The organism is Chryseobacterium indoltheticum, assembly GCF_003815915.1.
Lineage (GTDB): Bacteria > Bacteroidota > Bacteroidia > Flavobacteriales > Weeksellaceae > Chryseobacterium > Chryseobacterium indoltheticum.
On sequence record NZ_CP033929.1, the window covers coordinates 2,433,136 to 2,459,717 of the forward strand.

21 protein-coding genes and 1 tRNA gene are annotated in these 26,582 nt (G+C 34.4%); 6 read left to right on the top strand and 16 right to left on the bottom strand.

The features are described 5' to 3' along the window. The first annotated feature begins 194 nt into the window (after positions 1 to 194). Positions 195 to 4,103, top strand: a complete 3,909-nt coding sequence (locus tag EG358_RS11245) for a response regulator (RefSeq protein WP_076558093.1) — start codon at positions 195 to 197, stop codon at positions 4,101 to 4,103. 192 nt (positions 4,104 to 4,295) lie between these two features. Here EG358_RS11245 and EG358_RS11250 read toward each other — a convergent pair whose 3' ends face one another. Continuing rightward, positions 4,296 to 5,324: a saccharopine dehydrogenase family protein gene (locus EG358_RS11250; RefSeq protein WP_076558095.1), complete on the bottom strand. Its 1,029-nt coding sequence runs from the start codon at positions 5,322 to 5,324 to the stop codon at positions 4,296 to 4,298. A 613-nt stretch (positions 5,325 to 5,937) separates the two neighbouring features. Between EG358_RS11250 and EG358_RS11255 the strand changes: the two genes are divergently transcribed. Next, positions 5,938 to 6,990, top strand: a complete 1,053-nt coding sequence (locus EG358_RS11255) for an alpha/beta hydrolase-fold protein (protein ID WP_076558097.1) — start codon at positions 5,938 to 5,940, stop codon at positions 6,988 to 6,990. 34 nt (positions 6,991 to 7,024) lie between these two features. On the opposite strand, the gene EG358_RS11260 is transcribed toward EG358_RS11255, so the two are convergent. The 3 genes from EG358_RS11260 to EG358_RS11270 form a co-directional block, all read right to left on the bottom strand. Beyond that, on the bottom strand, positions 7,025 to 7,543 hold the full coding sequence (locus EG358_RS11260) for a GNAT family N-acetyltransferase (protein WP_076558099.1): 519 nt from the start codon (positions 7,541 to 7,543) through the stop codon (positions 7,025 to 7,027). A 70-nt stretch (positions 7,544 to 7,613) separates the two neighbouring features. Further along, positions 7,614 to 8,177: a Crp/Fnr family transcriptional regulator gene (locus tag EG358_RS11265; RefSeq protein WP_076558101.1), complete on the bottom strand. Its 564-nt coding sequence runs from the start codon at positions 8,175 to 8,177 to the stop codon at positions 7,614 to 7,616. Between the two features lie 61 nt (positions 8,178 to 8,238). Further along, a complete protein-coding gene (locus tag EG358_RS11270; RefSeq protein ID WP_076558803.1) occupies positions 8,239 to 9,087 on the bottom strand; it encodes a transporter in 849 nt (282 codons plus the stop codon). A 218-nt stretch (positions 9,088 to 9,305) separates the two neighbouring features. Here EG358_RS11270 and EG358_RS11275 point away from each other — a divergent pair, with 218 nt between their 5' ends. Beyond that, positions 9,306 to 10,199 (top strand): cation diffusion facilitator family transporter, encoded by an 894-nt coding sequence (locus EG358_RS11275; protein WP_076558102.1) that lies wholly within the window; start codon positions 9,306 to 9,308, stop codon positions 10,197 to 10,199. Between the two features lie 120 nt (positions 10,200 to 10,319). Here the strand turns inward: EG358_RS11275 and EG358_RS11280 are convergent, their stop codons facing one another. The 6 genes from EG358_RS11280 to EG358_RS11305 all read right to left on the bottom strand — a co-directional run bounded on the left by EG358_RS11280 (position 10,320) and on the right by EG358_RS11305 (position 17,288). Beyond that, entirely contained in the window at positions 10,320 to 11,159 is an 840-nt protein-coding gene (locus EG358_RS11280; protein ID WP_076558103.1) for an aspartyl protease family protein, read from the bottom strand. Positions 11,160 to 11,219: 60 nt separating this feature from the next. Beyond that, a complete protein-coding gene (locus EG358_RS11285) occupies positions 11,220 to 11,909 on the bottom strand; it encodes a DUF4304 domain-containing protein (RefSeq protein WP_076558105.1) in 690 nt (229 codons plus the stop codon). A gap of 109 nt (positions 11,910 to 12,018) precedes the next feature. Continuing rightward, a complete protein-coding gene (locus tag EG358_RS11290) occupies positions 12,019 to 14,700 on the bottom strand; it encodes a PAS domain-containing protein (protein WP_076558107.1) in 2,682 nt (893 codons plus the stop codon). Between the two features lie 247 nt (positions 14,701 to 14,947). After that, the gene (gene lpxD / locus EG358_RS11295; protein ID WP_076558110.1) at positions 14,948 to 15,940 is read right to left on the bottom strand and encodes a UDP-3-O-(3-hydroxymyristoyl)glucosamine N-acyltransferase; all 993 of its coding nucleotides are present in this window, start codon (positions 15,938 to 15,940) and stop codon (positions 14,948 to 14,950) included. Between the two features lie 291 nt (positions 15,941 to 16,231). Further along, a complete protein-coding gene (locus tag EG358_RS11300) occupies positions 16,232 to 17,071 on the bottom strand; it encodes a hypothetical protein (protein WP_076558113.1) in 840 nt (279 codons plus the stop codon). Positions 17,072 to 17,087: 16 nt separating this feature from the next. Next, on the bottom strand, positions 17,088 to 17,288 hold the full coding sequence (locus EG358_RS11305) for a hypothetical protein (protein WP_076558115.1): 201 nt from the start codon (positions 17,286 to 17,288) through the stop codon (positions 17,088 to 17,090). Positions 17,289 to 18,388: 1,100 nt separating this feature from the next. On the opposite strand from EG358_RS11305, the gene EG358_RS11310 reads away from it, so the two are divergent. Then, positions 18,389 to 19,186, top strand: coding sequence for a cyanophycinase (locus tag EG358_RS11310; protein WP_262696885.1), 798 nt, complete (start codon positions 18,389 to 18,391; stop codon positions 19,184 to 19,186). A 228-nt stretch (positions 19,187 to 19,414) separates the two neighbouring features. Here EG358_RS11310 and EG358_RS11315 read toward each other — a convergent pair. Both EG358_RS11315 and EG358_RS11320 read right to left on the bottom strand, forming a co-directional pair. Next, positions 19,415 to 19,502 (bottom strand) — tRNA-Ser (locus tag EG358_RS11315). Between the two features lie 121 nt (positions 19,503 to 19,623). Continuing rightward, positions 19,624 to 21,333, bottom strand: a complete 1,710-nt coding sequence (locus tag EG358_RS11320; RefSeq protein ID WP_083676983.1) for a DUF4041 domain-containing protein — start codon at positions 21,331 to 21,333, stop codon at positions 19,624 to 19,626. A 191-nt stretch (positions 21,334 to 21,524) separates the two neighbouring features. On the opposite strand from EG358_RS11320, the gene EG358_RS11325 reads away from it, so the two are divergent. Further along, on the top strand, positions 21,525 to 22,688 hold the full coding sequence (locus EG358_RS11325) for an aspartyl protease family protein (RefSeq protein WP_076558124.1): 1,164 nt from the start codon (positions 21,525 to 21,527) through the stop codon (positions 22,686 to 22,688). Positions 22,689 to 22,726: 38 nt separating this feature from the next. Then, positions 22,727 to 23,209 (top strand): hypothetical protein, encoded by a 483-nt coding sequence (locus tag EG358_RS11330; protein ID WP_076558126.1) that lies wholly within the window; start codon positions 22,727 to 22,729, stop codon positions 23,207 to 23,209. A 29-nt stretch (positions 23,210 to 23,238) separates the two neighbouring features. On the opposite strand, the gene EG358_RS19955 is transcribed toward EG358_RS11330, so the two are convergent. From EG358_RS19955 to EG358_RS11345, 4 genes are all read right to left on the bottom strand, one after another. Beyond that, positions 23,239 to 23,781: a M20/M25/M40 family metallo-hydrolase gene (locus EG358_RS19955; protein ID WP_317043399.1), complete on the bottom strand. Its 543-nt coding sequence runs from the start codon at positions 23,779 to 23,781 to the stop codon at positions 23,239 to 23,241. Beyond that, positions 23,766 to 24,593, bottom strand: coding sequence for a zinc-binding metallopeptidase family protein (locus EG358_RS19960; RefSeq protein WP_317043400.1), 828 nt, complete (start codon positions 24,591 to 24,593; stop codon positions 23,766 to 23,768). Before EG358_RS19960 ends, EG358_RS19955 begins: the two co-directional genes overlap by 16 nt. Positions 24,594 to 24,620: 27 nt before the next feature. Then, on the bottom strand, positions 24,621 to 25,085 hold the full coding sequence (locus EG358_RS11340) for a hypothetical protein (RefSeq protein ID WP_076558129.1): 465 nt from the start codon (positions 25,083 to 25,085) through the stop codon (positions 24,621 to 24,623). Positions 25,086 to 25,154: 69 nt separating this feature from the next. Then, entirely contained in the window at positions 25,155 to 26,555 is a 1,401-nt protein-coding gene (locus EG358_RS11345) for a M28 family peptidase (protein WP_083676984.1), read from the bottom strand. Positions 26,556 to 26,582 lie beyond the last annotated feature (27 nt).

Sequence of the window (26,582 nt, forward strand, 5' to 3'; positions counted from 1 at the left end):
TCAATCGCTTCCAACAGAGAGTGGAATCACAATCGCAATCTAAAGACTATTTATTGGTGAGTACTGATTATAACGGTTGAGTGTAAAAAAAATTGGAATTTGGAATTTTGTTTACATAATTAATTATTAGTAAAAATAATTGATTTTTAAGCTTTAATAAAACTAATATCATTTCTAAAAGAAGACGCTACCATATGGATAAATACCCTGTCCCTGATAACGAATACGAAAGAATTAATAAGCTCAAATTTTTTGATCTTTTGCAGCTAGAGAAGGATCCGAAGCTAGATATTTTTGCAGAAACGGCATCTCTCATTACAGACTGTCCGGCTGCCCTTATCGCAATGATGGAAAGTGATGCGCAGGTCATCCAAAGTTGTATAGGACTCGACCTTGATTCTGTAGACAGGAAAAGTACTTTATGCCAATACACTATTGCTAGTGGCGATGTTGTAATAATCAATGATACATTACTAGACGAAAGATCTCGAGAAAATCCTTTGATATTAGCAGGAGGAATTCGTTTTTATGCGGGAATTCCACTTTTAGATGATGAAGGATTTGCATTAGGAACTTTATGCGTAATTGATTATAAACCGAAAACAATTACAGAAAAGCAGATCACTGCTTTGAAAAAAATAGGAAGTGCTGTTACCACTCTGTTAATAGGAAAAAGGAATAATATTCAGGCTGAATATTTTCATCAGACTTTCAATATATCCAATAACTTGATCTGTGTTTTGGATAGTAATTTTATGCTGAAGGATGCTAATCCTGCTTTCGAGGAAATTTTTAAGTTCAGTAAAGTAAATGCTACTGGTCAGAATTTTTTTGAGATCCTGGGCAAAGATAATAGTGAATTGCAGCACCTCATCAAAAAACTCACGGATATTCAGGAAGAAGTTACATTTTCTACTTCCACAAAAATAAGCGATGATACGGTGGTTATCGTAGAATGGTCTCTAAAACAGAACCAAAATAACTCTGAAATTTTCTGCTTCGGAATAAACACTACCCAACAGATCGAAGAAAAGCAAAAACTTGAAAGTTCAGAGCGTCGTTTCAGAAGTTTTTTTGAAAACGCAATCGGACTAATGAGTATGCATGACATGCAGGGAAATATACTTTCTGTTAATGAAAAAGGAAGAAAAATACTTCAATATTCGCCAGAAGAGGTTAAAAAATTGAATTTAAAAGATCTCGTTCCTGAAAAAAACTGGCCTTTACTTGCCCAATATCTTGAAAGAATTAATAACAATCAGGAAGATCTTGGTACCATGATCCTAAAATCGAAGGAAGGAGAGGAAATGGTCTGGATGTATCATAATCTCGTAGAAACAGATACAGAAGGAATGCCGTATGTCGTAAGTACAGCTTTGAATGTTACAGAAAGAATGTCTCTTGAAAAAGATTTGCTGTATACCAAAAAAATGCTGGAACAAACAAGTTCTGTAGCTCAGGTTGGAGGCTGGGAAGTAAATCTTAAAAACAATACTGTCTTTTGGTCGCAGTCCACCAGAGATATACATAAAATAGACAAATCATTTGAGCCTAATTTTGAAAATGCTTTGGGTTTTTATAGCGAAAAAAGCAGAGAAAAAGTACAGTTCTTATTTGAGCGAGCTGTAAAAGAAGGGTTACCTTATGATGAAGAATTGCAGCTTATCCGTAATGATGGAATAATGATCTGGGTAAGGGTGAAAGGTATACCTGAATTTGAGGATGGTGTCTGTACAAAAGTATTTGGAATTATTCAGGATGTTGATGTCTTCAAAAAAATATATATCGAGCTGGCTACAAAAGAAGCAATGATGCAGTCGTTTGTTACCTATGTTCCGACTGCGGTCGCGATGTTTGATAAAGACCTTAATTATCTCTCGGTAAGCAGCAGCTGGAAAAATGAGTTTCAGATGCAGGATATAGATCTTATCGGACAAAATATGTTTACAATTTCGCCCGATGTACCGGAAGACAGGAAAAAGATATATAGAGATGCGCTTGCCGGTAAGACCTACATCAATAAAGATATGGCTTTACAAGTTCCTTATAAAGAAGAGATTCAGCATTACAACATTGTCGTAAACCCATGGTATTTATCAGCTGACGTGATGGGTGGAGTTATTGTTTCTGCCCAAAATATTACAGAATCTGTAACAATCAATGAAGAGCTTAAAAATGCAAAGGAGATGGCAGATATTGCCAATAAAACCAAATCTGAATTTTTAGCTAATATGAGCCACGAAATCAGAACTCCGCTTAATGGAGTAATCGGGTTTTCTGACCTTTTGCTTCAAACGCCATTAAACGAGATCCAGACGCAATACCTTAATTATATCAACGAGTCGGGTGAAAACTTGCTCAATATTATCAATGATATTCTTGATTTTTCTAAAATTGAATCAGGAAAAATGGAGCTTTTGATCGAAAAAGCCAATGTTTATGATATGGTGAGTCAGGTAATCAATGTGATTCTTTATCAGTCTCAGAAAAAAGATATCGAACTTCTTTTAAATATTGAACCGGGATTACCCAAAACAATATGGCTAGATGAAACACGCCTGAAACAGATTCTCATCAACCTGCTTGGGAATGCAGTAAAGTTCACAGCAGAAGGCGAAATAGAATTAAAAGTAGAAAAGCTGAGTAGCGACAATGAAAATATCACCTTAAGATTCTCAGTAAGAGATACAGGAATTGGTATTCCGGTAGAAAAACAGCAGCATATCTTTAATGCTTTCACTCAGGAAAACAGTTCTATCAGTAAACAATACGGAGGAACAGGTCTTGGGCTGACCATTTCAAATAATATTTTGAGATATATGGGCAGTCAACTTACCCTTAAGAGCGAGATTGATAAAGGGTCTGTTTTTTATTTTGATATTGAGATTCCTTATGATCTTTCTGATCACAGTGAAGATGAGACATTTAATATCAGCAGAGTTCTTATTGTAGACGATAACGAAGCAAACAGAATTATTCTTCAGCACATGCTTGCATACAAAAACATAGATTCTGTATTGGCCGCTAACGGAATGGAAGCGCTGCAATTGTTATTAGCAGGCGAGCAGTTTGATGTTATTCTGGTAGATTATCATATGCCGATTATCTCGGGATTAGAAACAATCGAAAAAATAAAGCAGTTATTTAATGAGCAGAATAAAGTATCACCTCTTGTCATACTTCATACTTCCTCTGAAGAGCACAATGTTATCAATACAATAAAGAAAGAAGAGAATTCATATTTCCTGCTTAAACCTATTAAGTCTGAGGAATTGTACAAGACATTACGACGAGCTATAAAAAGTTCAGAAAAAGAAACAACTGCTCAGATTGCGCTGCAGAAGGAAGAATCTTATAATTTCATTAATTCGCCACTCGTTTTGCTTGTTGATGATAATCCTGTGAATATGGTTCTTAATCACAAAATGATGAAATCGTTAATTCCCGATGCACGTTTAGTAGAAGCAACTGACGGTCTGCAAGCCGTCGAAAAATGTGGAGAGCAGCATTTTGACCTTGTTTTAATGGATGTTCAGATGCCAATAATGGATGGTATAGAGGCTACAAAACAGATCCGACTGTTACCAGAATACTCCAATGTGCCAATTATTGGAGTAACAGCAGGAAACGTAGTGGGCGAAAAAGAAAAATGTCTGGATTCGGGGATGAATGACTTCCTTCCTAAGCCTCTAAGACAAGCCGATCTTTTAGAAATGCTGAAGAAGCATGTAGGGATTGGTACCCAGCAACTGTATGAAGATCATTTACAGCCTGAAAAATATTTAGATATGAATCTTCTCAATGAGCAGATGGGTGATGATGAAGATTTCAGAAAAATATTTTTGGAATTAGTGATACAGCAACTTTCTGAAGCAGAAGAGAATATAAAGTCAGGAGTAAAAGAAAGAAACTTAGACTATCTGAAACAGGTTCTTCATAAGCTCAGAGGAACTGCCGGAACTGCCGGTTTAGTACAACTTGCAGAACAAACTTCGAACTGGGAAAAACGTATTGATATCAGCATGGATTACATGTCTATGGAAGATGAAATTATTCCTGAAATAGCAATAGGATTAAAATTAATTAAGGATTTAATACAATAAATAAAATTACGGCAATCCTAATTCAGAAGATGACGACGAGGCATCACATGATAACAATTTTACTGAATCTAACTATTCAAAACTTTGTCTTTCCTGGCGGGAAAGACAAAGAATTTTAAGTAAAAAAACTCAAATCAAGCTAAATAAAGCCGTTTCACTTATTGTCAAAAGAAAATGAATTAATAGTTATTTTTAAATATTTGTTGTTTCTATAGTTATGCCTTCATATTCTGATAATGATTGGAAAAGATTTTCGGGATTGTGGATTTGATGGGCAAAATAAATTTTGTTTTCCAGCTCATTTTTCACCAATATTTCAGCATGCAGACTGGCAGCGAGCGCAGTAAGTTCAGCCTGTCCTTTTTCACTTTGAAGGCTCAGTTTTTTCTCTCCAAGATGATTCTTAATTACAATTTCAAACACAGACTGATCACCATTTCCACTAGACCCGAAAATAGATCGACGCTGCTTCAGCGATAAAATATCGAAAATTCTCATTTTTTGAAATGCGCCCAGAAGCCATGTTATTGATTTTGAATCGTAGGTCATTTTTACATTAACTGTCGGTATTTTTTCAACCTTATTTAAAATATAAAGATCGGGAACGTCAAAATTATAAGCCTGTCTTTTTCCAATACCAAAGGAATATCTGAAATCTTCGGAATTCAAAAAATGCCTTACAGAAATCTGTCGATTATTTTGATAATTAATAAATGGTTTAGCAACATTTTCAGCCATAAAATATGCTGAACTTTCACCAGCCAGATCTTTTGTAGAATAGTAAACGTACACTTTTACCTCCAGAATATTTTTTATGTCAGGATAAAGAACTTTAAGAAGACCGCCCACAAGACCGCCCATCCATCCGGAACCGAAGACAATCCTGCTGGTTATTTTATTGTTTTCTGCTTTGGCTAGTGCTTTTACAAGATCAGGAGTGGGTTTTGTAATGTCAATATAATCGATACCGTTATCAATGGCAAATTTTAGAATGTGATCTTGTTTATCGTTAACGGCAAGGATTATAAGATTGATATTTCTGTTCAAAACAGGCTTAAAAGTTTCAGGCTTATCGACATCAATCATTAAGTCATATTCTGATATTTCTTTTTTTCGGCTTCCTATAAAAATTTTAAAATCCGGATTTCTGGTTTGAAGAATACGATGAATAGTTTTTCCAACCATTCCTTTTCCGCCGACAATTAAGATATTTGTACGCATTATGTTTTATTTTTCGCAAAATTACAGGAACGCACTTTCGGCTCACAGGACAAATGTCTAAAAAGAAATTTTCTTTTGTTAAACATTGAATGCAAAAAAAATTATGGTAGAAACAGCTGCTTACTCTTGAATTTTTAGCTTAAAATAACGCATATAAAACCGATTATCATAATTCTGTTATTCATCCTATTTATACAAATTTGATATATTTGCTGGAAAGATTGATGGTAAAAGTTCTTATCGTCTTTTTATATTCTTAAAAGGTAATTGTTTAATAGAGTAGAAAAACTAATATTTAAGATATATTAAGAGTCTGTTTAAATTTCATCAAATTATTTCCCCGAACCTAAAGGGAGTAGTATTTTTTGTAATTTTCAAGCTGTTTTTTCCGCACTTTAGGGTTTGGGAAAAAAAACCTTGAAAACTTTATTTTAAATAATTTTTAAACTCTAATTTAAACAGATGTTTTTTATTTAAATAATGATGAACAAACTCCTAAATTGTACAATGATCTCAGCTTTTTAAATTAAAATTAATGCAAAACTTTAAAATAATATCAACCGTTTTTGTTCTATGCTCTTCTTTGGTATTTTCACAAAACTTTAAAACATCTATGACAGCAAAAAATGGGAGAGAATTTCCCAAAATAGATGCTAAAGGAAAAGCAGAGTTTAAAGTTTATTTTCCCGAGGCCAAGTCTGTAGTTCTGGAAGGCGGAGATGGAATGCAAAATGTAAAATCTACGGCAACGAAAGATCAGCAGGGCTTTTGGAATATTTCAACTTCACCTTTGGAGATTGGTTTTCATTATTATTGGTTGAATGTGGATGGTAAACGCACCAATGATCCGAATACTGAACTTTACTTTGGCTACGGCCAGCCCACAAGCGGAATTGAGATCTATTCCGGAGAAGATTTCTTCTTTAAAAAGGATGTAAAACATGGGAAAATTATTAATGACAGTATACATTCTGAAATTACCGAGGGAAAACGAAACATCAAAGTATATCTACCGCCAAGCTATGGAACCAAAAGATTCCCTGTTTTATATCTCTATCACGGCACTGGCGAAGATATTACAGGCTGGGAAAAGCAAGGATATTTAGCTAATATTCTCGACAATCTTTTTGCAGAGAAAAAAGCCAAAGAAATGGTTGTGGTGATGGATTATGGTGTAGCCCTGAATCCTGAAGAAGAAAAAATGCCTGACGATTACCCAAGAACGGTCCTTTCTTCACAAAATATAGACAAAATAATCGTTAACGAACTGATTCCTTACATTCAAAAAAAATATAAAACCAATGGTGATAAAGCTATTGCAGGGCTATCGAGAGGAAGCTACCAGGCAATGCTTATCGGTGCGAATCATCCGGATTTATTTTCAGCGATTGGATCTTTCAGTCCTGTAATCTATGAAGGAACAGAGCTTCAGCCTTTCAAGCATCTTCCGATTGGTAATTTGTTGAAATCAAAGAAAAAACCATTTTTATTTCTAGGAATTGGTACAAAAGAGGATAAGCGGTTCCTGGATTATAACAATATTCTGACCAGTTATTTTGATCAAAACAAATATCCATACGTTCAGTATAAATCAGCAGGAACCTATCACGAATGGCTTACCTGGAGACGTTGTCTTTATGAATTTGCACAGAAAATATTTAGGTAGTTTTGGCTTAAAAAAAAACTAAAATCAGATATTTTCAATGCAATGAAAGTTTCATCATAATGTCAATTTGCTCTTCGTCCCCTAATTTAAAAAGATGTTTATCAAACGCTGTGAATCCGTTTTTCTCGTAAAAGCGTATTGCTCTTAAATTTTGTTCCCAAACGCCCAGCCAGACGAAATCTACGTTTCTTTCATTAGCCAGTTCGATTGCTTTTTCGTACAGTAACTGTCCTACTTTTTTTCCATGAAAGTCTTTCAAAACATAAATTCGTTCAATTTCTAATGCATTTTCATTTTTTATTTCCGTTTGTGATTCTCCGTAATTTACTTTTAAGTATCCAATAATTTCATTCTCAAATTCAGCAAAATAAAATTCTGCATTTTTATCTGCTAATTCGGATGTAATTTTTTCGGTTGAAAAAGCGGTTTCCAGATATTCGTTTAGATTCTGTACGCTGTTGTCTTTGGAAAATGTTTCTGAAAAGGTGATTTTTCCGATGTTTTGTAAGTCAATCACATCTTTATCCTGCGCTTTTCTGATAGTAATATTCATTTGTTCAAATTTTTTACAAAGCTCTGCATTTCATATAAAAAAGAATTTTACAAATGATAAAAAAACAGCGCTATTTGATATTTGCTCTTATTCGGCTTAAACTCACTTGTGTGATGCCAAGATAAGAGGCAATATAGCCTAACTGAACTCTCTGTAATAAATTGGGGTAGTTTTTCAACAGTATTTCATATCGGTTGGTAGCAGTTCCGAATTGTCTGGTCAGCAATCGGTCTTCTGCCTTCATGAGTTCATTTTCTGCGAACTTGATGCCCCAATTTGCAATCTCAATATTTTCAGTATACAGTTTTCTTATGTCTTGCGTATTGAGTTTATACACTAAACAATCTTCCAGAAGTTCAACATTTTCATAGCCTTTCTGATTGGCAATATAACTCTTCATAGAGATGATGGTATCACCTTCTTTTCCAAAAGAAAATGTAGTTTCGTCGCCATCGGTATAAACAAATGTGCGTGCAATTCCTTTTTTGATAAAATAAAAGTCTTTTTCTATTTTATCTGCTGAAATAAGAATCTTATTTTTAGGAAAGCTAAGTTCAACAATATGATTTTTGAGTATCAGTTTAGAAGATTCTGACAAAGGATATATTTTATCAAGTATTTGTTCGATATCCATTTTAATGATATTGGAATGCAAGATATAAATTTCTCCTATGTTATGGGTTATATATGTTTAATTAATGACGATAAGAAGCACCCACAAAATAATGCTTTGCTGCGATGTCTTGTATTCCGTAATTAACTCCGGCGTCCAATTTAAAATCTTTTGCGACTTCTATCTGAATCGCTGCATTTACATAATTAGATAATTGATGTGCCTTAAAATCGTAAGTATAATAGGTTTCTGCTATTCCGTCTATTCCTTTAGATAAAGGATGGCTGATCGTCAGTGTCTGTAAAAGCTCGGTATGCATTGCCTGCTGATCCAGATCTTTAAGGCGATCAACTTCTACCTGCCATCCAAGTTTCCATTCACCGGGTAATTTATATGACATTGGTACAATCAAACCACCTTCAAAACGACTTTCGTCATCATATTTAGATGTCGGCAGTTTTACATAAGGCAATAGAGCCAAAGCAAAATTACCGTTATTATTTCCTATAATATTCTGTTTTACTCTGAGTGTGACATCACCCATCCCATTACTTTTTAAAGAAGATCCCGTCGCAATTTCTTTTTCATTTTGCCAACCATAAGTCTGGAAACCAACTTGTATTGCTGTACTGCCCGTAATCCCTAATTTTATGTTAGCCTGATTGATTAAAACTGTACTCGTATTATGGAGATCAGATTTTTCTTTTATCAGCCTTACTAAGTCTGTTTCATATTGGAAATGACCTGCATCAACGGTATAAGGAGATTCTGTAACATCAGGACGGTCGGTTTCCATCTCTCTCATCTGAGCTCTCGGAACAGGATTGAAAAGTGAATAGTTTTGCTGTGGTTTTTCTTGCTGTGCAACACAAAAAGCAGGAATGAATATAGAACCCAGGACTAATTTTACAAAAAATTGATATTGCTTCATATCAGGATGTTTTTTTATTGGTACAGCCAGGCTCATCCAAGAATAAGACCAATATCACAGAAAAAAAATATTGTGGTATATTTTTTAGTAGTTATTTAAATAGGTTCTTTTCGAACATATTTTTGTTGATTAAAACCAATATTTTAGTAAAAATTTTAATTAGGAATTATATTAAATTATATCTGATTATAAATTTATCATATTTACATCTATAACTAATGGCCAATAATAATAAATCGATTTATAGTGCGCTTGCGGCTAATCTTTTAATCGCATTAACCAAGTTTATTGCAGGGGCATATACCAATAGTTCGTCTATGATTTCTGAAGGAATTCATTCAACAGTTGATACCACAAATCAATTATTGCTTTTATATGGGCTGAAAAGAAGTAAAAAAGCAGCAGACCAATTTCATCCGTTCGGATATGGTAAAGAACTTTATTTTTGGTCTTTTGTAGTTTCTATTCTGATATTTGGCTTAGGTGGTGCTCTATCAATCTACCAGGGCATTGCACACATTAAAGAACCAGAAGTAATGAAAGATCCTTTCTGGAACTATATTGTATTATTTCTTTCGCTTATTTTCGAGGGAACTTCTTTATTTATTGCCGTAAAAGAATTTAATAAAACCCGAAACGGAATGGGGTGGTGGGACGCAATTATAAAAAGCAAAGATCCCTCTAGTTTCCTGGTGGTATTTGAAGATGGGGCAGCAGTAGCGGGGCTTATTGTGGTAATGATATTGATGGGGATGAGTCACTGGCTGCAAATTCCGGAGCTGGATGGATTGGCATCAGTAATTGTAGGATTATTATTGGTTTTTGTTTCTTTTATTTTGGCAAGAGAAAGCAGGAGCTTATTGATGGGAGAAGGCATAGCCCCGGAAACGAGAGAGAAAATAGCGCAACTCGCTGAGAAAGATGTTGCTGTACTCAAAACGAAAAACATTTTGTCTACTTATCAATCACCTGAAGAAGTGATATTGATGCTGATCTTAGATTTTGAAGATCATCTCGACACAGAAGAGATCACTGTGGCCATACATCGTATCCGCGAAAGTATTAAAAAAGAGTTTCCGCTCGTTCGGTTTGTTATTATTCAGCCAGAATAAATAAAGGATTATTTAATGAATACGTTCACACCAATTAATCCTTATTAGCCAAAATTATTATTAAAAAATCTTTTTGAATGAGAAGTCTTAGTGGATAATTTATATGATTTGACACCAATTTTACTCTTCAATAAATATTTTCTTTTTAGCAATATCAATCGTTAAAATCTTACCCAGCCACTCTATACTGGTTTTTCCTTCATATACTAAACCATCAACAAATGCAATGTCTAAGCCTTCCAGCTGAGATAATTTATTTACTGTACTCAATTTTGATAGTTTACCGATATAGTAGTTGTTTTCCTTATTAAAGTCACTTTTTATGGGAACGGATTTAAAATCTTTTTTGTCGAGTGAGAGAGGTGTCAAAAATTTTGAGCTGAGCCAAAATGAGTTTTTCCCGGCACCGCTATCCAATAACGTTTGAATTTTAAGAGAATTATTAAGTTCGACGTACGTAAAAATATCAATTGCTTTTCCTGCATAATCCGCAATCTGAATATCAATACTCTTTTTATTTTTTGTAGACTTGTCAAAAAAGATCTTTTTGTTGATATAATCGATTGTAATAGGTGTATTTCTGAATGGTTGCAGTGATATCAATCCATCAATATCACCAAATTCCAGATCGATGATCGTATATTGTTGATCCCCAAATTGTTTATTGTTGATCTTGAGACTTTTAGCATTGTAAAGATCCACATTCAATTCTTCGCCGGTTGCTCTATGTCCTACAAAAAAATTAGGAGTCTTTTCATTTTCGATCTTTTTAGAAAATTTAGTAAAAATAGCATTAAGCCCCGCCCCGGTATCAAGAATAAATTTTCCTTCGACATTATTTATTTTTGCTTTGATAATGATATGCCCGCTGCTTGTTGTTTCAAAAGGAATTTGTGCATTTATTTTTAAAGAATAAAATAAAAGTATAAAAAGAATTGTTGCACTTATTGATTTTTTCATGGCTAGTTTTTTTTAAGATTAGGTTATTAATGTATTTTGCTTATTATGAGTGCTCAGGTATTATTCGTTTATTTTCAATCCGTTAAAATAAGCGCTTTTCATCGTAATATCTGTTACGAATTTATTTGAATAATGTTCTGATTTTTTTAATTCGTCAAAAACACGCTTTGCATTTCCGAATAATTTTTGTTCCTTCAAATAATTGTCGAAAGCATGCTGCGCAAGATCCTGAGTTCCGAAGAAACATAAGAAATCTATTGGAAGATTTTGATGTTTTGTGTCAAAATGCTCATTTAGTTTTAATCCGTCCTCAGAAATTTCAGTGATTACTTTTTCTATATCTTCGAACTTCTCAAAAACAGGAAGAACGTAAGTCTTAATCAGCTCAATTAACTTTGGGATAACGTTTTCCTGATTGGTTAAGGTAATATTCCAGTCGTGATTTTTGTTTTTTAATGGTGTGAGGTTTTCTAGTTTTGCGGAAAATATGACTCCGTTTTCGTTGTCGGAATTATATTTTTCTTTTTGCCATTTTTTTAATGAGTCTGAACTGACTAGAATTTGTGGTAAAATAGAAACACTACCGCTCCAGTTTTTTGTACTCGACTGAAAGTATATTTCAAATTTTAATTTCTTGTTACGTGATATTTTTTTTAACAATTGTCCTTTTTGAGTCGATTTAAAACCAAAATGCTGTAATTGTTCAGCAATTTTTTGACAGCCTGTTTGAAGCATTTCTTTTGTCTGCATTCTACAAATTATTCGTTTGATCTTAAATTAATTCAGAAATATAAACATAAAAATTTGTTATCAATTTGTCGATACAGTCAATATAATTTTACGTCAATAATTGCTTAACTTATTTTAGAGGTAATTCGAAAGAGAAAGTTGAGCCCTTTCCGAATTCGCTTTCTGCCCATATTTTACCGCCGTGTGCTTGTATAATTTCTGCACTTAGATAAAGTCCGATTCCAAATCCGCCAATCGTACTTTCTTGTTGCACTCTGTAATATTTGTCAAACAGCTTAGTAAGGTTTTCAGATTTAATTCCCATTCCTTCATCTTTAACTGTTACTCTGATCCTGTTTTCTGATTTTTTGAGCGAGACATAAATCTTTGTTCCATTTCCGGAATATTTTACAGCATTACCGACTAGATTGTTGAGAACCTGCGCCAGCTTTAATCGATCTGCACACACGATAACAGATTGTGGTGATGTAAAAATAAGTTCGTGAGATGAGTACTGAATTTTATAATCTGCCTTAATTTCTTCCAACAGATCACAGATATTAAATTCAGTTTTATCTATATGTAATTTTCCCGATTCGAGCCTTGAGACATTAAGAAAGCCGTTAATCATTTCGGTCATATTTCTTACCTGTTTCAGACTTTGTGCATAGGCTTGCTTCAGAAATTGATCATCGGTCTTTTCTGCTTTTCGTAAAAGAAGCTGTAAGTATGCGTTGATCGAGGTAAGTGGTGTTTTAAGCTCATGCGAGACCATGCTTATAAAGTCGTTTTTTCGCTGCTCTTCCTCTTTTAGCCCTTGTATATCTGTAGTAGAACCCACCCACATGGTTATATTACCATCTTCGTCCAGAATGGGTGATGCAATATTGAGATGCCAGATGTATTTTCCTTCGGTATTTTTAAAACGCATCTCAGAAATATGTGGTTTACGGTTAGCAGCGGCCTCTGCCAGGCCAGTTTGAAACTTTTCAATTTCGTCGGGATGCATCATTTCGTGGTAACCAAAATCTCTTAAATCTTCAAAATTCATTCCCGCAAATTCAAGCCAACGCTTATTAAAAAAGGTAACTTCACCGGTTGGTAGTGCATTAGATATTTTTGAAGGTACAAGATCGGCAAGCATTTTAAAGTACGCTTCACTTTTTTCTATCAGTTTGCGGGCATTTACCTGTTCTGTAATATCTGCAGCAACAACCAATATGTCTGCAATATTTCCATCGGCATCTGCAATTGGTTGATAAACTACATTAAAGAAAATTTCTCTAAGCTCACCATCATGCAGAAGTTCAGCTTTAATTTCGTTTGCATAAAATGGAGTGCCCGTCTTATATACATTATCTAAAAAGCCCAAAAAAGGTTGATCTTTGATCTCAGGAAGTGCTTCTGCCAGCGTAAGCCCAATTACCTGATCTGTTTTTCCCCAAACCTCTAATATTTTGCTGTTGGCAGATTCAATAATAAGATCTTTTCCTCGAAGCAAACCAATCGCAACGGGAGCTTTTTGAAAAACATATTTGAACCTTGATTCACTTTTTGAGAGTTGATTAATTAAAATTGAAAGTTGGTCATTAGCCTTTGAGAGCTGATCTGCATATTCCTTCAACTGCCTCTGCGCAAGCACTCTGTCGGTAATTTCGAAAGACATCACCAAGACACCATCTCGTTTCCCATCCAATCCGGTTAAGGGCTGATACGTATAATCTACAAAAGTCTCCCGGATGGTTCCGTCGGGCTCTGTAAAAAGAACGGGACTCTCTTTAACATCGATGATTTCTCCTGTTTCCATCACTCTTCTAAGCTGTCCGGCAAATGGCTGATCAGCAAGATCAGGTAATATTTCTAAAAATGGTTTGCCAACAACTTCATCTCTCATTTTTTTCCAGTAGCTGAGATTGGCATCATTGATCATTTCTACGATAAGATTGTCATATCTTATAATGACAACAGAAGCGGGGAGCATATTGATAATCTGATTCAGATTATTGCTTGTTCTTTCCAGATTAACCTTGTTGTCTACTGCATGTGTAACTTCGGAGGTGAAAATAAAAATTCCATCAGTTAATCCATCATCATTTATTCTGGGAATCAGCCTGTAAGTGAAGTACCGTTGCTTCTGCTGATTAATATTAGTGTTTGAAAGCGGAACAAGATCATCACTAAAACTTAATGATACTCCTTCAGAATATACTTTTTTCAATGATTTTTCTAATTCCGAACCCATTAATTCGGGTAATGCTTCTAAAAATGGCTTACCGATAAGCGTTCTACCAGGTACTAAATTTTGATACGCTGTATTGACTAATTCAAAGACAAAATCTTTTCCTGATAATAAAGCGATGCTGGCAGGGATTTCTTCTAAAAGTTTGCTGAGATGATTTCGCTCAGATATAATATGTTTTTTATTATCTGTTTCTCTTTTTTTTGTAGAATTCTGAGTCATCCAGATCGCAAGTTTTACCACTTTATTCTGATCATCTGCTATAGGCGCATAGAGTGGGGTTATTACTGTAGCAGGCTTATTATCATGATTAACATCTAAGGAAAATTTATCTCCATAAAAAGAATTATTTGCTGCTATCACTTTCGAAACAAGAGCAGTATCTGCAATAAATTTACTATTCAGAAAATCTAGAAGTTGTTTTTCTGAATAGTTTTTAGATTCTTGGCTATAAAGCTGAAGAAACTTATCGTTATAAAGCTCAATTTTACACAGATCGGCATTTATAATGCAGACTGGCAGAGGAGTATGATTTATTATATTCTTAAGTAGCGGTGTATCTGTAAATTTCATCGGAATCCTTCTATATGCGAAGGTAGGGTAATCTTTTATATTTCAAAAATTGTAGCATTTAAACAAATACCACATGATAGAAGATTGAGATTTATGCTATCTTAAATATTGAATATAATGATATAAATGTAAATCATTAATATTAAATCATTGTATAATGAAATCCTATATGTCTATCTAATACATTGTAAAGTCTTATAAAAATCAATACTTAAAAATATAAGGATTTCAATTGTAATGTTTTATGTTAACTGTTTACAGCGAGTTTTTTAAGAGAAGCCCATTGCTTTAGAGTAGTCCTTGCTTCAGCAGCAGGATAACCAAGATAGGTTTTACCGGCAGGTACATCACCCGCAACACCAGATCCTGCGCCTATAGTTGCACCATCCCCAATTGTGGTATGATCTTTAATAGAAGCACCGCCGCCAATAACAACACCATTACCTAACGTAACGCTGCCCGCAAGGCCACTGTTACCTGCAATTATACAAAACTTACCCAGAATACTGTTGTGACCAATCTGAACAAGATTATCAATCTTACAGCCATCACCAACAATGGTCGAACTGAATTTACCCCGGTCAACACATGCACCAGCACCAATTTCTACCCAGTCGCCAATGATAACATTACCAATTTGCGGAATTTTTGCAAGTCCTCTTTCCGGGCACGGCCTAAAACCAAATCCATCGGCGCCGATCGTAGCATTGGGATGTAGTATAGTGTTTGCACCTATATGACAATTTTCTCTGATCACGACACCACTCCATACCGTACTGTTTGTACCGACAGTGCTATGATCTAAAATGGTAGCATTAGGATAAATAATCACATGATCGCCTAATTTTACTTTAGGCCCAATGTATGCTCCGGCGCCAATTCGTGTACCATGACCAATGATAGCAGTAGGATGAACCGATGCAGAAGGGTGGATATCAATATCACTTTGTTCATAAACAGGCGCAAATAATTCCAGAATCTGACACATCGCAAGATCTGCATTAGCAACTTTTATAAATGCCCTATTCTCACCGGGACTAATAGAAATATCATTGTTCACAATAGCTATTGATGCCTTACTGCCGGCCCATAGTTTCTCGTATTTTTTGCTTCCTATAAAGGTAATCTGGCTATGATCGGCATGTTCTATTTGCTCAGGAGAGGATACAGAATATGAAGTATCGCCTATGATACATCCCTGTAACAAGGCATTAATTTCTACTACTGAATATAATTTCATAAAGGATTTTTTGGATACGTTCCTCAGTTGGGCGCTTGTGCAAAAGTACGACGAACGGAGCTAAGAATGATAAGATTTGTTGATTGACTACAATTGAATAACAATTATAACGTGGAAAAAGAAAAATTATTCTAATTAAATATTAAATTTTTAATAAAATATTAAATTAGATCAAACAATCGCAAACGTTGATCATTATTACAGCCAAATTTAAAATATGCTCAGTGAGTAAAGAATGGTACGTTTATGTATTTTAATTATTGTCAAAATTGTAAACTAAGAAACATTTTTTCAAACGGGATTATTTCTTTTTGTAAAATTTAAATCGTAGCTAAAAGCACGGGGCTTTATCAGCGTACCTGTACGAAGATCTACTGCTGATCCGTCGACAAGGATCTGGCCTTTAAGGTTTTTAACATAGATTGATGCCCCACGGATGAAAGGCTTCATGCTTTTTGCCGTCACTGCTCTTGCATTAATAATCATTGCAGATCCTTTGCCTTTGCACACAGCTTGATAACCTTTTTCAATAATCACCGACATTCCCCCACGAATTGACAGCCCCAAATAGTTCCTTTGAGTGAGTATAGATTTTATCAGTTTCTTATAATCGGTTTGCTCTTCTGTTGGAGTATAAATAACACATTTTTTAACGAAACCTAATCCTTTTTCTGTGCATTTTTTACTGATCATCTCATCAGATAATGCCATAGCTGCGGTATGAATTCCGACCAGTGTAAATTTTTCGTCTGTCATGTATTTATTATGTAAAAGCTCACCAATTGAGTTTTTACTTAAAAAGGTGTGTATTTCAGATTGATTCCCCAGAAGAATAATGATATCTGCTTCAGCTATGCGTGAGTAATAGCCGTTGTTATCGTTGCATTCTTTATGAATACTGATGATGCCATAATTTGTATGCCCTTTTTCGCTAATTGCATCACAACACACTTTAAGAGATTCATCAGATGATGGTAAAGAGGTAATGATTTCGATATGCGCTTCTTTTTTAAGGGAAATGCATGAAAATAAGCTCCGCCCATGATTTTGTTTTACAACCAATTCACCGTTGTCGTTATATTGAGTGTCAATAAGTTGACCTAATAATATAAGTTTACCTTTTGGATACATAGTTTCTGAAATTAGGTTACTCGTTATCTGTTTTAAGATCAACCTTTTCTGCTCCCATTTGTATAGTATCTGAGGTTTCCGTTAAGGTTTTAATGGTATCAGACTGTCTGTTGTTTACAGTCTGTCGTTTATTTTCCTGATTGTAATATTGCGTTTCAGATTTGGTACAGGCAACTGCAGTAGACAGTGCCGTAAATAACAGCGCTATGTTTTTCATAAATTTTGATTTGGTAAATCAAACATAAGCAGGAAATTATTAAAAATTTTATGATGTTAGTCACAGAAATGATAAAATTTAATTTTATATGATAAAGCACCTAATTCTTCTGTTCTGATTCTGTTCTCAACGTATCAAAAAGAAACCCTTCTCCGAAGAGAAGGGTAAAAAACACAAATGATGAAAAAAATTGTTGCGTATTTCTACGTCTCAATATTTACAAAAATAGATATAACAATAATAAAGGGATATGGCTCAAATCATAGATGTATTTTTTTTATTTTACTATTTTATACAGCTCTTCGGAGTATTGTTTTGCACGTTCATCTTTGCCTGGCGGGAATAAAAATCGCACCTAGCATTTTACAGACATTCTACATGAATATTTATAGTCTGCAGACAAGACAGAAAAATAAAAGTTGCTGTGTACAGAAGAAACGAAACGCCAAATCTTCGGACGGATTTTTTTTAAAAATCAAGAATATTGTTACTGCTTTACTAGCAATTGCAGGGAAGTAAAAATACAACGGAAAAGCTTTACCAACTCTCTAATAGACCTGCATGAGGAATAGAAAGCTGTAGGCGACGCTCTTGATTGATTTAAATCATAAAAAGTTTATATCAAAAATTTGTTATTTCATATTAATATTTAGTTCAGCATTAGCTGATAGCTATTTATGATCACCAACAAATTACAATTTATATGAAAAAAAGCTTTTTTGAAAGGTTTTCGGGCTCTGCCTTGTGTGGAAACGGCAAACATTCTGTTTTTGCTTCTCTTATTATAATTCTTACTAATAGCATTATTTCAATGCCAAAAATCGACTTTACCGAAATTTCCAGACTCGTATTTAATGTTGGAGCTGCAACTGTTATTTTGCTGATGATCCTTGTAAGAAATCCACGGAAAATTAAGGTCTTTTTTAATTGGTTAATAATTCAGCTTCACCTGGAGTCTGAAACAAAACTGTTAAATGCACTTTTACTCTATTTAATTTAAAAAAAAGATACTAACCTATAAAGCAAATATAATTATGATTTCAAAAGGAAAATTATTACTAATCGGTGGCAGTGAAGACAGAAGTGATACAAATAATGAGATGGAAAAGAAAAATCGTGATTTTATACCTCATGAAATTTTAAAATTACTGATACAAGACAAAAATGATCGCATTGAAGTCGTAACAACGGCAAGCTCAGAGCCGGAAAGCATGCGAAAGACATACACCGAGACTTTCGATGAGCTTGGTTTTACCAATTACGATTTCCTCCATTTGTGTGATCAGCAATTGCATTCCGATCATTATTTTAAACGTGTAGAAGCGGCTAAAACTATATTTTTTACAGGAGGAGACCAAAACAAAATTTGTGAAGAACTAAAAAATTCATCAATTAACGAACTGATACTTCATAAATATAGAAATGAAGAAGGTTTTCTTGTTGCAGGAACTAGCGCCGGAGCTATGTGCATGCCCGACATCATAATCAGCGATGCTGTAAATGGAGAAGCTATTCTCGATGAGGATATTAAAATACTGCCAGGCCTGGGGCTCATTGATCATTGTATCGTAGATACCCACTTTGTGCACAGAGGCAGATTCAGCAGATTAGCTCATGCTTCAATTCTGCATCCTGATCATTGGGGAATTGGCTTGGGAGAAGATACAGCACTTATTATCGAAGAAGGACATCGTGCAAAATGTAAAGGCTCAGGGATGGTGTTGGTGATATCCGCTAAAAACATTAAGCAGACTAATGTTTCTACAGCAGAAAAGGGCGAGCCTGTATATGCTGAAAATCTTCAGGTACATATTCTTACTGACGGTTGTTCGATAGACTTCGATAGCGGTATAATAACCACCGATGAGGCAGAGCGTTCAAAAAATACAACAGAGTAGGGATGTAAAGATTCTCAAACGAATATAGGTGCTTTGTACAAGCGTTAAACTGCTATTGGTCAGGCTTCCCTGAGTTTTTCGTGACCTATTTTCAAATTTTCAGAATGGGTCACGGAATAGGTCATATAAATCTTGACCTATTTTGATTTTTTTTAATACTAGCGCAAAAACAAAAAACGCTGTAAACATTGATGTTTATAGCGTTTTAGCTTATTTTGGTTCCCCAACTGGCGGAGAGAGAGGGATTCGAACCCCCGGACCTGTTACAGTCAATAGTTTTCAAGACTATCGCAATCGACCACTCTGCCATCTCTCCAAAAACTCCGATTGTATCGTTGTTTTCAGTGGTGCAAATATAAAACGTTTTTTTATTCCGACAAAGAAAAAATTGAAAATTATCGCAATTTTTCGCTAATGCTCAAACAATGAATTGGTTATCAAACAGAAACTTCTTCAATGATTTCTTCATAGCTTACGGGATCTGCTGTTTTCTGATAACGTTCCCATTCAGCTTCGAGGTTTTTATCGGTTTTCATTTCTTCCTCAAGCTTCAGCGTTTCTCTATATTGCTTTGCTTCTGCCAAAAGTGTCCATTTACAATTGATTCCGATAATTTCAAGATGATTTTTCAGATCACTTAAATTAAGTCTGAAAAATTCTTTTCTAGGATTTATTTTATTAAGTTGATTTTTAAGAAACTGCTTATGTAACTGCCTTTCTAAAGCGGGAGCATCCTCTGAATAAATCATTGCATGTACATCAAATTCAAAAGGAACACTTGCATCTCCCAATTCACGAACGCGGTCTAAAGGCTCTAAACGTCTCGTCATCCCAATTTTATAAACATGCTCTCCAAAAGAACCGATGTTTGAAATGACATATACATTTCCGGTTTTTGTCTGTTGAGCCATTGAGATAGCTCTTTGATTTTTTTCTTCTGCCTGCTCTAGTTTTCCTTGTAGCTCCTCAAGTTTTTGCTGAAACACAGCTTTTTGTGCTTCATTGGCTATGGAAACTTGTGCTTCGGCTTTTTCAATTAAACGTTTTAAAGTTTGTTCCTCTTTTTCGGCATCTTTTATTGCTTTTTCAAACTCCTTTCGGGCTTTCTCTTCTTCACGGATCTGTTCACGAATTTGCCTTTGCTCTTCGAGTTCCGTGGCCCGTAATTCCTGTGCTACAACTGCCCATTTAAGTTCTTCAAGCCTCGCCTGGTGATAAACATCTGAAATTCTTGCATTCCTGAAAGCTTTTCCGTTAAAATTAACCAACTGAAAAGCATCTTCGATTTTCTGTTTCAAAATTCCATAATTATCTTTTCTCACGGTTGACAAAATAGAGTCTACCTTTCCGTTGTAAGCATCAATCACAAAATCTACAGCCGTTTTTTTTCTTTCATTGTCCATATATTCACAGATTCCGGCTTGTCGGTTGACGATCATCATTTTATTATTCTGACGAAGCTTTTTGAGATTTTCACCTGCGTCTTTATGGCTGAAATCTTCAGCTAGCTGATCAAGAAGAGTGTAGCTCGGTACAAGATATTCGTTTCCGTAACCTTTAATAACGTTTTTCATTGCCTGGATTCTGCTTGCAATTTCATCAGCTTCTCTAAGGCTTCTGTATGCATCGCCGCCGATAGTTTCTGCTTTGTTTTCAGCTTGATTGATGATTCTTGTAGATTCTCGTACTGCATTTTCATACAAAAGTTCAATTTCTCTTTGCTTCTTTTCGCTCAGCTCTTTAATGTTTCTTCGTGATTCTTTTGCGCTTTCCTGAGCTTCAGATAATTCCAGATTACCTCTTTCTCTCAGTTTTTCATAATCTTTCTGAGCTTTTTTAAGCAGATATTCACATTCAATTTTCACATCGATAATGTTTTGATATTTGCTTAGCTCAGCAATTTTATCTTTTAATTCCCGATTGGTAATCTGAATATAAGACAAGTCTTTTTTTGCAGACTGAAGGTTTGTTTTTAAAGAATTATTTTCATTCTGGTATTTTAATATTTCAGATTGAAACTGATTAATAATTTTTGTTAAATCATTAATTTTAAGGTCTTTGTTTTTAATTTCGGTCTTTAGTTTATTAGATCTTGTGTAGAAATACACAGCCAATCCAACCAAAAATAAAATGAGAAAAATTTCCATGGTTATTCGTTTTATGTTGCAATAATAGGCAAACCATACACACTTTTTTTACGGGAAACCGTATTTGATTTAAATTAAAAGTAAGGCGAAAAGAAAATGATTAAAATGTTTGAAGACAAAAGCTTGTAATCTATTTAATGCAATCATTTGGCTGTATCGGCGATAAAATACTATTTTTATAGAAAATAAATATGAAAAAATATATACTCGCTATTTTAATACTATTCACAATTACAGTTTCAGCACAAGGGAAAAGATTTTTCGAAAATGGTGAAGCCGAACTGCAGAATTCTGTTGAAAAAATTAATCTGACGTATACCAACGAATTACCTTTTGTAAAAGTAAATATCAACGGAAAAATATATCAGTTTCTTTTCGATAGTGGCGCTCCGACTGTGATTTCTACCTCAATTTACAGCGAGCTAAATCTTAAGAAAAAACATCGCAGTAAAGTCACAGATTCCAAAAAAAATAAACAGGAACAGATTTTTACGGTAATACCCGAAATGAAAATTGATCAAATTACTTTCAAAAATATTGGTGCCATTGTGATGGATTTAAAGGGAGTTGAATTTGAATGCTTTAAGATTGACGGCATTATTGGAGCCAATCAAATGGCAAAACTTTTCTGGAGAATCAATTATTCTGAAAACTTATTAGAAGCGACTAAAGATCTGACAAACTTTTCCAAAGAAGGCTATGAAACGGTATTTTCTTTCGATCCTAAACCCCAAAAAACGCCTGTTATAAAAGCTCAGATATTAGATGAAAAGATAAATCTTACTTTTGATACCGGTTTTACAGGGACCTTTAGAATTTCTAACACAGAATATGATCCCACAAATGCTAAAGTAAAATCTGTTGAAACGTACGGAACTGCTTCTGTAGGAGCTTTTGGAGCAGGAAAACACGAAAGTTCCTATTATTTTAAACCAGAAAATGTTCTTTTGGATGAACAAAAATTTGAAGATGAAATTGTCTCTACCGGCTCTTCAAGTCTGCTGGGAAACGAATTTCTGAAAAAATTCAGATTTATAATGGATTGGAAAAACAATAAAATATATTTAAATAGAATTAAAAATTATCCTGCAAAATTGGAATCTTTCGGTTTTGGATACCGTTTTATCGATCAAAAAGCAAAAGTTGTATTGCTATTTAGCGGAAATGATGTTCCTTTGAAAATTGACGATGAAATTCTGAGCATTAACAACGTAAGTTTAGAAAATCTGGATAAAGATTCTGTTTGTAAATATCTGCAAAATCGCATAGAAAGAGATCAGAATTCTATTGATGTAAAGGTGAAAAGAGACGGAAAAGTTTTAGATTTTACAATTACTAAAAAAGAATATTTGTGATATCATCCTTTATTCACTCTTAATTATTTGATGACTAAATGGATAATGAAATTCTAGAAGAAAACATTAAAATAACTACTGATCATCTGCTTGAATTAGTTAAGAAAAATTGTTGGAATATTATTACAAACCGTTACCAGTATATTTTGACTGATGTAAACAGTTTAGAATACAGTAATTTACATAAATTAAGAATAATAAAACAAAAAATTAATTCAAAAAAAACACCTCAAAACCTGAATTCAGTTGTTGAGACTTTGGCTGAATTTAATGACGATCTCTACGATGTAGTCTTGTATATTTTTAAAGCAAAAAATACTAAAACAATTATCGAAATTGAATACTTAAAAAAGTCAGATTTAGATCCTGAGTATTATCAAAAAATTAAAGATAATTCGCCAATGTTTCATGCAAAAATAATAATGCCTCCACACCAAAATCAATTGGTAAAATTTGATGCTAATTGGCAAAATAACAATGTTTTAAATTCAGTAAAAAAAATATTATCTCAATTTAAGTAAAAAAGTCCTCGATTTGAGGACTTTCTATTTTACCACTTATTATCGATCATGTAAATCATTTGCGTCATAATTGTAGCTCCCAAAAGCAATTCGCGGCGATTTACTTTTTCAAAAGTATCTTCTTCGGTATGATGAATATCAAAATATCGCTGAGAATCCGGAACGAGTTCTGCAGTAGGAATTCCCATATCTTTTAAAGGATAAATATCTGTTCCGGAATATCTTCCTTCAAAATCATAAGCTCCGTAAGGAAGAAATAGGGGAGACCAGCTTGTAATCTGATTGATTTTATCAGCGTCCATTTCCAAAGCAATTCCCCTCGGAGAGAAACCTCCCGCATCAGATTCTAAGGCAAAAAGATGTTTTTCGTTATTCTCTTTTACTGTTTTCCCGTATTGTTGACCGCCTTTCACACCGTTTTCTTCATTTGCAAAACAAACCACTCGTATCGTATGATTATTTTTTAGGCCTAAATTTTTAAATGTTCTCAAAACTTCAATGCTCTGTACAATGCCGGCTCCGTCGTCATGAGCACCTTCACCAACATCCCACGAATCTAAATGTCCGCCCACAACAATGACGCTTTATCTTTATTTCCGGTAATCTCACCAATCACCGAGTGAGAGAGCTTTTCGGCTTTCATTCCGCAATTTGAATTGAGTTTAGCGGTGATTTTTTGGGATTTTAAAAGAGCTTCCAATTCATCTGCAGTGGTATTTCCAATGGCAACAGCCGGAATTTTATCTGAATCACCATATCTCATCGCTCCGGTATGCGGAACATCATCAAAAGCAGAAGAAAGCGATCTTACAATGGCAAATTTCCCTCCTTTTTTTGCCGTCAAAGCCGCCGCAGTAGAACGGTAAATTGCCGCATCGCTGTAGGCTTTGAAAGTTTGAACATACGACTGACTGAAGGGATAATTAAAGAAAACAATCTTGTCTTTCACCTGTTCCGGACTCAGTTTGTCATATTCCGCCAATGATTTCACCATGATGATCTCTCCTGAAACATCTTTTCCTTTTGTTCCTTCAGAATTCCCAAGAGAAAGCATTTTTAGAGATTTCCATTTCCCGTTTTGAGCTTTTATTTTTAAAGATTCTTTTCCTCTTTCCCACACGGGAATCATTACTTCCTGCAGCCAGACTTTGTCGGCTCCGGCTTCTTTAAGTTTTTGTTCTGTCCATTTTACCGATTTTTCATACGCTTCAGAACCGCTCAATCGATGCCCTATATTTTTGGTTAAATCTCTAAGTTCATTGTAAGATTTTCCTTTATTTAAAATTTCTGTTGAAATTCTGCTGAATTGTATAGAATCTTCTTTGGTCTGCCCGAATAAGTTTAAGCTTAAAAAGACAACCGCAGCTGATAGAATATTTTTCATAGTTACTACTTTGTTTAGATTTTAAAATTAAAATTTCAGCTCTACATCAATCTGTCTTCCTTCCTGCAAAGCTTTTTTATCCATTGAAGAACCTACTGCAGCTCCGACACCTAAACCAATTGGTAATCCTATTGCCATTAATCCCATATTTTTCATTAGTAAACCAAAAACGACTCCGATTGGTAAGCCGAAAGCCGTCATTCCTACTGCTAACCAAAGTTTTTTATAGTAACCTTTAGGAACGATTTTATGTTCTTTTTCCAAATATTTTATGATGAGATTTTGCTTGTCTTTTAAAAACTTCAGCAATGCTTTATCCTGTAATGTTGTTGAATTCGCTTGTTCAACAATATCATTAATATAATGTACCGATTCAGAAGGTAATTTTTTATCGTTAAGTTTTTCTAAAATTTCCTGAAACTGAGAATAAAGATCGCCAAGTTTTGGGTTATTTATAGAGTCGAATTTTAAGTCTAATTGATTGATTTCCATTATATTTTTTTTTGATTTGGCTTTTAATATTATTTTAGAAATGATTTTTATAACTTAAAGTATAATTTTCTACCAATTCTTATCAATCATAAAAACAAACTGCGTCATCGCAACAGCTCCAAGCAATAATTCTCTTTTGTTTACTTTATCAAAAGTATCTTTTTCAGAGTGATGATAATCGAAATAGCGTTGCGTATCGACCACCATTTCAACCAATGGAATATCCAGTTTTTTTAATGGTGCAATATCCTGAATTGCATAAGTCTGGTTAAAATCATAAATTCCGTAAGGTAGAAAGTAGTTTTTCCATTCGAAAATAAGCCTTCTTCTTTGTGGCGACATATCTAAAGAAAATCCTCTTGGAGAATATCCTCCGGAATCACTTCCTAAAGCCAAAATATGTTTTTCTTCTTTCTTTTTTACACTCATTGCATAGGTTTCACGACCCATTCCGCCATTTTCACTGTTGGCGTAAAGCACAACTCTTATCGTATGATTGTTGTCGTAACCTAAAGCTTTAAACGTTCTCAAAACTTCCATACACTGTACCACTCCGGTTCCGTCATCATGAGCGCCTTCAGCAAAATCCCAAGAATCGAGCTGTGCTCCGAGAACAATTACTTTAGAATCTTTTTTACCGGGAATTTCACCGATAATATTGTGATTAATTGTTTCACCTTTTGACTCGGCAGACATATTAATTTTAGCTTTAACAGAAGTCTTTTTAAGAAGGCTTTCAAGTTCATCTGCCGAACGAGCGCCAATCGTCATTGCAGGTATTCTTGCCTTATCATCTGGTTCGTAATAAACCTGTTTCGCATGCGGAATATCATCAGAAGCTGTTGTTAATGATCTTATAATTAAAGCTTTTGCTCCTTTCTGACCAATAACGGATGCCGAAATAAGTTTAGATTTTGCCGCAATCATGTAAGAATCTACTGTGCTGATTATCGTAGGGTCGATAGGGTAGTTGACAAAAATAATTTTATCTTTTGCATCTACAATTCTCAGATTCACCAATTCCTGAACGTTATTCACCAAAAGAATATCAGCAGTAAGATCTTTTCCTTTGGTACCTTCAGAATTTCCGAAAGAAAGCATTTTTATGTTTTTCCAATCACCGCTTGAAGTTTTAATCTGTAAAGATTCTTTTCCTCTGATCCAAATGGGAACTCTTACTTCCTGTTTCCAGATATTTTCTGCACCAGCTTCTTTTAAGTTTTTTTCAGCCCATTCTGTAGCTTTTGTATAGCCCGGCGTCGCACTGAATCTTGATCCAATTCCTTTTGTTAATTCACCAAGATTGTCGTAAGCGGTTCCGTGAACGAAAATTTCGTCAGAGATTTTCTTAAATTCTTCGTGGTAATTGAATTTAGGGATTGGCTTTGCCTTTTTTGAAGGAGTTTTTTTCTGAGAAAATAAAAATCCACTCAAAAAGAGTGGAAATATGATAAGTAAGATTTTTTTCATTTTTACTGACCGTTTTCTTTTCGGAGC

Excerpts from the sequence above, each read along its gene's own strand:
- EG358_RS11340 (WP_076558129.1), bottom strand. The coding sequence starts at position 25,085 with ATGGAAATCAATCAATTAGACTTAAAATTCGACTCTATAAATAACCCA.
- EG358_RS11260 (WP_076558099.1), bottom strand. The coding sequence starts at position 7,543 with ATGAATATTACTATCAGAAAAGCGCAGGATAAAGATGTGATTGACTTA.
- EG358_RS11345 (WP_083676984.1), bottom strand. The coding sequence starts at position 26,555 with ATGAAAAAAATCTTACTTATCATATTTCCACTCTTTTTGAGTGGATTT.
- EG358_RS11270 (WP_076558803.1), bottom strand. The coding sequence starts at position 9,087 with ATGAAGCAATATCAATTTTTTGTAAAATTAGTCCTGGGTTCTATATTC.
- lpxD (WP_076558110.1), bottom strand. The coding sequence starts at position 15,940 with ATGAAATTATATTCAGTAGTAGAAATTAATGCCTTGTTACAGGGATGT.
- EG358_RS11300 (WP_076558113.1), bottom strand. The coding sequence starts at position 17,071 with ATGTATCCAAAAGGTAAACTTATATTATTAGGTCAACTTATTGACACT.
- EG358_RS11285 (WP_076558105.1), bottom strand. The coding sequence starts at position 11,909 with ATGCAGACAAAAGAAATGCTTCAAACAGGCTGTCAAAAAATTGCTGAA.
- EG358_RS11320 (WP_083676983.1), bottom strand. The coding sequence starts at position 21,333 with ATGGAAATTTTTCTCATTTTATTTTTGGTTGGATTGGCTGTGTATTTC.
- EG358_RS11310 (WP_262696885.1), top strand. The coding sequence starts at position 18,389 with ATGGAAAAGAAAAATCGTGATTTTATACCTCATGAAATTTTAAAATTA.
- EG358_RS19960 (WP_317043400.1), bottom strand. The coding sequence starts at position 24,593 with ATGAAAAATATTCTATCAGCTGCGGTTGTCTTTTTAAGCTTAAACTTA.
- EG358_RS11290 (WP_076558107.1), bottom strand. The coding sequence starts at position 14,700 with ATGAAATTTACAGATACACCGCTACTTAAGAATATAATAAATCATACT.
- EG358_RS11275 (WP_076558102.1), top strand. The coding sequence starts at position 9,306 with ATGGCCAATAATAATAAATCGATTTATAGTGCGCTTGCGGCTAATCTT.
- EG358_RS11255 (WP_076558097.1), top strand. The coding sequence starts at position 5,938 with ATGACAGCAAAAAATGGGAGAGAATTTCCCAAAATAGATGCTAAAGGA.
- EG358_RS11250 (WP_076558095.1), bottom strand. The coding sequence starts at position 5,324 with ATGCGTACAAATATCTTAATTGTCGGCGGAAAAGGAATGGTTGGAAAA.
- EG358_RS11265 (WP_076558101.1), bottom strand. The coding sequence starts at position 8,177 with ATGGATATCGAACAAATACTTGATAAAATATATCCTTTGTCAGAATCT.
- EG358_RS11280 (WP_076558103.1), bottom strand. The coding sequence starts at position 11,159 with ATGAAAAAATCAATAAGTGCAACAATTCTTTTTATACTTTTATTTTAT.
- EG358_RS11325 (WP_076558124.1), top strand. The coding sequence starts at position 21,525 with ATGAAAAAATATATACTCGCTATTTTAATACTATTCACAATTACAGTT.
- EG358_RS11305 (WP_076558115.1), bottom strand. The coding sequence starts at position 17,288 with ATGAAAAACATAGCGCTGTTATTTACGGCACTGTCTACTGCAGTTGCC.
- EG358_RS11245 (WP_076558093.1), top strand. The coding sequence starts at position 195 with ATGGATAAATACCCTGTCCCTGATAACGAATACGAAAGAATTAATAAG.
- EG358_RS11330 (WP_076558126.1), top strand. The coding sequence starts at position 22,727 with ATGGATAATGAAATTCTAGAAGAAAACATTAAAATAACTACTGATCAT.